This window comes from Moorena sp. SIO2C4, assembly GCF_010672485.1.
GTDB lineage: Bacteria > Cyanobacteriota > Cyanobacteriia > Cyanobacteriales > Coleofasciculaceae > Moorena > Moorena producens.
In genome coordinates, this window is record NZ_JAAHGN010000248.1 from 1 (window position 1) to 8092 (window position 8092).

Below are 8092 nucleotides of genomic sequence, written 5' to 3' on the forward strand. Positions count from 1 at the left end.
GACCACGGCAGTTGCTCATGGGGTGAACCACGGCAGTCTATCATGGGGGAAACCCCCAAGACCGCGCTGCCTTCCCAAGACCGCGCTGCCTCCCCAAGACCACGCTGCATCGCTTCTGGAACTTTGAGATGCTCGCAACTTGATCGGAACTTGAAAAACACAAGGATTCTAGTATTTAGAAACCATAGGTTTTAACTTTGGCGGTAATAAATTTCAATCAAGACCTTTTATAGAATATCAAATCTAACCTTAGCTTGGCAGTACCCTTAAGGGTACTTTTTCTGAGCTGATACTATGATATAATAAAATATTTTTGATACTGATGCATAAAACTCCTGAAAGTATTACTACGAGAGACACCTCAGTAAAATAGAGCTGACAAGCATAGGGGTGACATGGTATTGCTCAAATTTCCCATCAACCCCCTACTGGATTGTCAACTGTATACTCAACGGAGCCAATGGATTACCCCCAAAATAAACCCAGGGCTGTTTCATTCTTTATTGTTCGATTCGCTGAACCGACCAAAATGAAACAACCCTGGGGGTGGTGGCATAATAACAATGGCAATTAATAATCAAAAATTGCCGATTTTATTGTGAGTAATAACGTAAGCATTCAGCCGTTGGCCTAGGGCCAACGGTCAAATTTAATAGTTAGAGATTAATGAGAATTGAAAGTCTGGGTAAAAGCTGATCAGGAGACGTAACTCAGCATTATTAGAATGCTTAGCTGTTTTATTTTTAACGGTTTCCTCCTCAACCCTGCCCATAGCGCAGTGCGCGTAGCGCATAAGCTGACAGCTTACCTAATCACTAATTCTGAGCTTCACAGGACTTAATCACTTTATTGAAATCTTCAGGAGGTTCCTGACCACCAGTAATTTCGAGACCAATAGTTAGAAACTCTTGATAAGAGAATTTTTCTTGAATTTTATCAATAGTACACTGACAAAATGCCTGAGCCTCTGGGCCCTTACTCCCAACACATTGCTCCATGTAAAAACTGACAAAATCAGGTGTATAGCCAAACTCAGGGTTTTGGAGCAATGTCTCAGCTTCTTCAGGGATAGTCAATGGTTTTTTAGGAATAGTCTCAGCCTCTTGAGAAATAGTTTCAGTTTCTTGGGCATAACCCACCGTTGGGCTGACGAGAGCAAACAAACAGGCACTGATAATTGATAGCTGGTATGGTTTGATGTTCATGCTTTTTAACCTCTACAAAAATTAGCCCATTCGGACTATTTTAACAATTGCACACTATTAGGTTTCCCATCTTTTCTCTGAAAGAAACATTAGGCAAAAGGCTTGCAGGGAACATGCAAAACGGAACCATGTCACCTTTGTACATGTCACCTTTGTAATTATGTATATAGATCCCCCCTAACCCCCCTTAACAAGGGGGGAATTAGATTCAAAATTTACCCTTACTAAGGGAGATTGAGATTCAAAAGTCCCCCTTACTAAGGGGGATTTAGGGGGTTCTGAATCAGGGATTAACAAAACTGACATGCTCCCAGACAAAACAGATAATCAACAATTAACTGTTAGCAATTTCCAAAGGAATAAAAGACTAGCCAAGAAACACAATACCAGTTTTTAGCTTGTAGGGTAGGTCTAGATTAGATTATCTCAGTTGCTAGTTATCAGTGAGTAATTATCAAAAATTACCTCAAAATCCCTTCCACACACCAAATAGTAGTATTCCTAGATACTCAATTTTCGATTATTGGTATCAAAAGCTAAAAGTTATCAGGATAACGTAAGCTATCAGCTATCAGCGTGTCGCGTATCAGCTATCAGCCATTCGCGTAGCGTGGCCAACGGCCAAGGCCAACGGCTGAATGCTTACCTTTCAGCTTTTGAATAAAATAAGCTGACGGCTGACCGCTGACTGCTGAATGCTCACGGAATAACTAGCAACTTTTTTGATATTACTTCGCACACCCTACTTTAATTGGTATTTTTTTTAGATGCAAGTCCCTAATGACTACCAATAATCATCCCGGCCAGTAGCACAAAGCCAATCCAGACATTTTCACGAAAAATCTCTCCATAGACAGATGTGGGATGATTGGGCTTTCGTAGTCTAGTATAGTGCCAAATCCAGACTACTGTCGCTATCACTAGCGCTAACCAAAAGCCCAGTTGAAGATCCATCACAACTCCCAGGCCAGCAAGCAAGCTAGCAGTACCAGCAAAGAACACACCTACGGCATCAGCAGCATACTTACCGAAAAACAAGGCACTAGAGCGCACCCCAATCCTCTGGTCATCCTCCCGGTCTGGCATGGCATAGACTGTGTCAAATCCCAATGCCCACAGTACCGTTGCTCCCCAGAGTAACCAGGTAGCTGGTTCTAGAGTAGTAGTAATGGCACTCCAACTAATCAGTACAGCAAAACCCCAAGCAATGGCCATAACCAGTTGCGGTACAGGAAACACTCGCTTGGCAGATGGGTAAAACACAATTACTGGTACAGCGGCCACGCAAAGCCCAAAGGTGAAAGCATTAAGATACAGAGCAATCACCCCAGCGCAGACCATAGCAACTAAGGCAACTACTACACCAACTTTGACCGATAGGGCTTTGGATGCCAAAGGGCGTGAGCGAGTTCGCGCCACTTGGGAATCAATATTGTGATCCCAAACGTCATTAATTACACAGCCAGCAGCACTGGTGGCTAAAGTTCCAAGAACAATCACAGCAACCAGGGGAATCGGTGGTTTCCCTTGGGCTGCTAAAAAAACTGCCCACAGTGCTGGCACCATTAAAATCAATCGTCCAGTTGGCTTGTCCCATCGCAACAGTCGCATAATGGCTAGCCAGGTGGGTATGGGATTGGGTTTTGGCTGGGTAAGCATAGCAGGAATGGTGACTCGTTTGTTGGTAATTTTGTTTGTCGGTAATTTTCCGGATTGTTTCCTCGAATCAGAGGAATTTAAAAATAGGAGATAGTGCCTATTTTTTGTTAATCTCCTTAAAGATATCGTTATTGATAGGTTTCGGGTTGATATCTGTAAGCAGGATACATCAATATGGTTAACTCACTGACCCAAGACATTTTCCTACATGTTTCCACTCCTGACAAAGAGCAAGAGCGCATTATTGCTGCCATCGATATTGGTACCAATTCCATTCACATGGTGGTAGTGCGAATTGACCCTAAACTCCCGGCATTCACGATTATTGGTAAAGAAAAGGACACGGTCAGGTTAGGAAATTGCAACCCCCGGACCGGTGAGTTGACCCCCGAAGCCATGAACAGAGCGATCGCAACTCTACAACGCTGCAAGGAACTGGCAGCCAGCCTCAATGCTGAAAACATCGTTGCTGTAGCAACCAGTGCTGTGCGGGAAGCTCGGAATGGCCAGGCTTTTTTACAGCAGGTATATACAGAATTGGGTTTATTGGTCAACCTAATTTCTGGTCAGGAGGAAGCACGACGCATCTACCTAGGTGTGTTGTCGGCTATGGAATTCAACAACCAGCCCCATATCATTATTGATATTGGCGGTGGTTCAACGGAATTGATCCTCGGGGATAGTCACAACCCCCGTTCCCTAAGTAGCACAAAAATAGGAGCCGTTCGTCTTACAAAGGAGTTTGTAACTACAGACCCCATCAGCCAAAGTGAGTTTCTCTATTTGCAAGCCTATATCAGGGGAATGTTAGAGCGAGCTGTTGACGACATCCAGGGTAACTTGAAACTCAGTGAACAGCCTCGTTTAGTGGGGACATCTGGCACTATTGAGACCCTAGCCAAGATGCACGCCTATGAACATCTGGGTATGTTACCTAATCCCCTAACGGGTTATGAGCTGACTCGTCAAGATTTGGAAAAAATGCTCAAGCGCTTAGCTGCTATGAGTTTGGCTGAACGCTCAACCCTGCCAGAGATGTCCGAGAGGCGTTCAGAAATTATTGTTGCTGGCACAATCATTTTATTAGAAGCCATGAAGCTTCTGGGAATGGAGTCGATCATAATTTGTGGACGATCACTCCGGGAAGGCTTAATCGTTGACTGGATGCTTACCCATGGATTGATTGAAGACCGGCTACGCTACCAAGATGAGGTCAGGGAAAGGAGTGTAATCGCAGTGGCTGGGAAATATCAGGTCAACCTGGATTATAGTCAGCGGGTGGCTAACTTTGCCCTGAGCTTATTTGACCAAACCCAAGGAAAACTCCACAATTGGGGAACACAGGCACGGGAATTACTTTGGGCAGCAGCAGTTTTACACAACTGTGGCGTGTATATTAGTCATTCGTCCCACCACAAGCATTCTTATTACTTAATTCGCAATGCTGAACTGTTGGGCTTTCTGGAGCCAGAAATTGAAATCATTGCTAATCTGGCTCGTTACCATCGCAAGAGTCCTCCCAAGAAAAAGCATGAGAATTACAACAATCTGGCCAATCAAGAGCATCGGCTGTTGGTGAGTCAGCTCAGTGCTTTGTTACGGTTAGCTGTTGCTTTAGACCGTAGACATATTGGAGCAATTCGGCATGTTAAGTCGGATTATCGCTCCGATGATAAGGCACTTTATCTAGATCTAGTTCCCGCTTTGACCAATGATGATTGTGCTTTGGAACTGTGGAATTTGGATTATAAAAAATCGGTATTTGAAGAGGAATTTGGAGTTAAAGTGGTTGCGAGGTTAGCATCCAAGAGTAGTCAGCATTATTAAGCTATTAGCTCTCAGCCATTGAGACATTATCAATACATTATCAATAGGGTAAGCATTCAGCTATCAGCCTTGGCCTTGGCCTTTGGGTGATAGCTGAATGCTTACAACGCTATAATACCAATTGATATATAATAACAGACGTAATAACTAAATCCAATATAACTGTGTCCAAAAACTCATGTACTCGCATTCTTGATTGCTTGTATATCAGCACCTATAAAAATACCTTACCAATGCGTGTTGACATCTGGAACCAACTGAAATTGTCAACAGACCGCTTGCAATCTCTTCACGCCTGTGGCCAGGATATCTCCACCTTAAAGGAAAAAATTGCAGCTGGGTTCAAAATTCTCGAACCCATCGAACTCTACTGGAAATTTCCAGGGATAAATGCATTTCGACGATTGCAGCAGCACTTTGAGCGCCAGGAATATTCCCGACTTTCCTGGGAAGTGACTCAAATTATACGTTTGATGTCTAGCCGTGCTGAACTGTATGCCCAAGCATACATGGATCAGATTTTTGCAAGCGAACAGAAAGATGGACAGCAAATTATATCGGTCGATAAGTACAATCAAAACTCTAATCAACTCGATTTTACCGTCTTATTTGTCGAAGACGACATGACACCGGAAAAAGAAAAAGAATTACGCCAAAAACTGGCAGAAATAGCCTCGAAAACAGACAATTTTATTTATCAGCTCATCGTCATTTCTAACTTTGAGGATGCCCTAACAGCTTTGATGTTGAATCACAGCATTCAATGCTGTGTTATCGGCTACGACTTTCCCCTGCGTTCAAACAACTGTTTGTCACTGCTCGAAACATACATGAGTGGGTTAGAACAAGCTGAATTAGCTGGGGAATATTACCAACCGAGAGGTCTTACTTTAGGTGCGATTATACATAAGTTACGTCCAGAGTTGGATTTATACTTGTTGAGCGATGTATCCGTGGTTGATGTGGATGCTGATACGAATCAGAATTTCCGCCGCGTTTTCTACAATCAGGAAGACTATCTTGAAGTACACTTAAGTATTATTCAAGGCATCGAAAAACGTTACGAAACCCCTTTCTTCGATGCCTTAAGAAATTACAGCAAAGAACCCACAGGGGTATTTCATGCCATGCCCATTTCCCGGGGAAATTCCATCTTTAAGTCTGATTGGATTCAGGATATGGGAGAGTTCTACGGTCAAAATCTATTTTTAGCAGAAACTTCAGCAACCAGTGGAGGATTAGACTCATTACTACATCCTACTGGTCCCCTAAAGGAGGCTCAAAATTTAGCAGCGAAAAGCTTTGGTTCTAGGCAAACTTTTTTCGTGACTAATGGGACTTCAACTGCCAATAAAATTGTTTTGCAAGCAATTGTAAGCCCAGGTGATATTGTCTTGGTTGACCAGAATTGCCACAAATCTCACCATTACGGCATCGTCTTAGTAGGTGCTCAACCCCTTTACCTCAATGCCTATTCCCTCAAAGAATATAGTATCTATGGTGCTGTGCCTTTAAAGGAAATCAAGCAACAATTGCTCAAGTTCAAGCGGGAGGGGCAATTGGAGCAGGTGAAGATGCTGTTACTCACAAACTGTACCTTTGATGGCATTGTTTACAACGTTAAGGGAGTCATGGAAGAAATACTGGCAATCAAGCCAGATCTGGTTTTCCTCTGGGACGAAGCCTGGTTTGCCTTTGCTGGTTGCACCTCAACCTATCGAGAACGTACAGCAATGCAAGCTGCCACTGACCTTCATACTCGCTATCACAGTCCCCAATACCGAAAGGAGTATGCAGCCTTTAAGGAACAATTTGATCGGCTTGACCCAGAGGATGATGACACCTGGCTGAACCAGCACCTCTTACCCGATCCAGATCAAGTCAAGATTCGGGTGTACTCAACCCAATCAACACATAAATCTCTGTCTGGCATGCGTCAATCATCCATGATTCACATCTGGGACGAGGAGTTCAACCGTAGGTCGGAAATTGATTTTCTAGAGGCTTACATGACCCACACCACCACCTCCCCCAATTACCAAATTCTGGCTTCTCTGGATTTAGCGCGGCGACAAGTTGATTTGGAAGGCTTCAAATTGGTTCATTCCCAGATTGATATGGCAATGATAGTGCGGGAGAAGGTTAACACTCATCCATTGCTAGGAAAATACTTCAAGATACTTACTCCTGAAGAGTTGATTCCGGAAACCTATCGCCCATCAGGTCTGAAAAGTTACCAAACTCAGGAAGATCCAGAAGTAGAGTTCCAGTGTATCGAGCAAGCCTGGGAGGATGATGAATTTGTTCTCGACCCCACGCGGCTGACTTTGTACATTGGCAAGACAGGCATCGATGGCTATACTTTCCAAAATTCTGTACTGATGGAACAGTTTAATATTCAGGTTAACAAGGTTTCCCTCAATACGGTTTTATTAATGACTAATATCGGGACAACCTGGGGTTCGGTAACATATTTGCTTGATTGCCTGCAGAAAATTGCTGAGGGGTTGGAGCAGGAATTGCGCCAATACAATCAAGTGGAAATCAAATTATTTGAAAACAAGCTGCAACAGCTAACACTGAATTTGCCTTCTTTGCCTCATTTCAGCGAGTTTTACTCCGGCTTCCGTTCTCACCCGGCAACTGGGCAAGGGGACCTGCGGAGCGCCTACTTCCTGGGTTTGGACGAAGAAAAAATAGAATACCTCAAGCTAGACAATGAAATAGATGAGATAATGGCGTCTGGGCGAGAACTGGTTTCATCTACATTCATTATTCCTACCCCACCGGGTTGCCCGATTTTAGTTCCTGGTCAAGTTGTAACTGGGGCGATAGTCTTTCTAATGAAGCAGCTTGCTCCTGATGTCATTCAGGGTTATCGACCTGACTTTGGATTGCCCGTGTTTACTCAAGATGCTTTAGACAGTCTCAATAAAACTACAGGATCTGCAATGACTAAAACAACAGCCTTCACTCATTTAGCTATAGCTGTTACGAACCTTAATGCCAGTATTGCTTTCTACGCTAAGTATGGTCAGATGTCAGTGGTGCGCTTGCGGGTAGAACCAGGGACAGTTTGGATGTCCGATAACATTAGACCCTTTGCCCTAGCTCTACTTGAGGAAGAAGAGGCCAAGCCGATCTTGCCCCCAAGTCATATTGGTATTGCTTGTGTCAGTTGCGAACAAGTGGATCAGCTCTGCAAACTTGCTCGCAAAGAGGGTTGTTTACTCGACGGACCTAAGGATTATGGTCCTCCAACTGGTTACGCAGCCTATCTAAGGGATCCTGATGGACACCATGTAGAAATTTCCTACGGTCAAGAGGCCGCTTTTGACATCCTCCCATCGTTAAATCAAAGATTATAACGTTCGCGTAGCGGCTCCAAAGGAGCTGGGATT

Annotated in this window: 5 protein-coding genes; 3 read left to right on the forward strand and 2 right to left on the reverse strand. The window is 43.8% G+C overall.

Annotated features, from left to right (window positions below; all coding sequences use genetic code 11):
- Window positions 1-815: 815 nt before the first annotated feature.
- Window positions 816-1205 (reverse strand): hypothetical protein, encoded by a 390-nt coding sequence (locus F6K20_RS14925; protein WP_287295146.1) that lies wholly within the window; start codon window positions 1203-1205, stop codon window positions 816-818.
- Window positions 1206-1728: 523 nt separating this feature from the next.
- On the opposite strand from F6K20_RS14925, the gene F6K20_RS14930 reads away from it, so the two are divergent.
- Window positions 1729-1869 (forward strand): hypothetical protein, encoded by a 141-nt coding sequence (locus F6K20_RS14930; protein WP_287247810.1) that lies wholly within the window; start codon window positions 1729-1731, stop codon window positions 1867-1869.
- Window positions 1870-1982: 113 nt separating this feature from the next.
- Here F6K20_RS14930 and F6K20_RS14935 read toward each other — a convergent pair whose 3' ends face one another.
- Window positions 1983-2864: a 4-hydroxybenzoate solanesyltransferase gene (locus F6K20_RS14935; protein ID WP_287295148.1), complete on the reverse strand. Its 882-nt coding sequence runs from the start codon at window positions 2862-2864 to the stop codon at window positions 1983-1985.
- Between the two features lie 174 nt (window positions 2865-3038).
- On the opposite strand from F6K20_RS14935, the gene F6K20_RS14940 reads away from it, so the two are divergent.
- Together F6K20_RS14940 and F6K20_RS14945 are read left to right on the forward strand one after the other, a co-directional pair.
- The gene (locus tag F6K20_RS14940) at window positions 3039-4691 is read left to right on the forward strand and encodes a Ppx/GppA phosphatase family protein (protein ID WP_287247814.1); all 1653 of its coding nucleotides are present in this window, start codon (window positions 3039-3041) and stop codon (window positions 4689-4691) included.
- A gap of 164 nt (window positions 4692-4855) precedes the next feature.
- Window positions 4856-8059, forward strand: a complete 3204-nt coding sequence (locus tag F6K20_RS14945) for an aminotransferase class I/II-fold pyridoxal phosphate-dependent enzyme (RefSeq protein WP_287295150.1) — start codon at window positions 4856-4858, stop codon at window positions 8057-8059.
- Window positions 8060-8092: the final 33 nt, after the last annotated feature.

Excerpts from the sequence above, each read along its gene's own strand:
- F6K20_RS14925 (WP_287295146.1), bottom strand. The coding sequence starts at position 1,205 with ATGAACATCAAACCATACCAGCTATCAATTATCAGTGCCTGTTTGTTT.
- F6K20_RS14935 (WP_287295148.1), bottom strand. The coding sequence starts at position 2,864 with ATGCTTACCCAGCCAAAACCCAATCCCATACCCACCTGGCTAGCCATT.
- F6K20_RS14940 (WP_287247814.1), top strand. The coding sequence starts at position 3,039 with ATGGTTAACTCACTGACCCAAGACATTTTCCTACATGTTTCCACTCCT.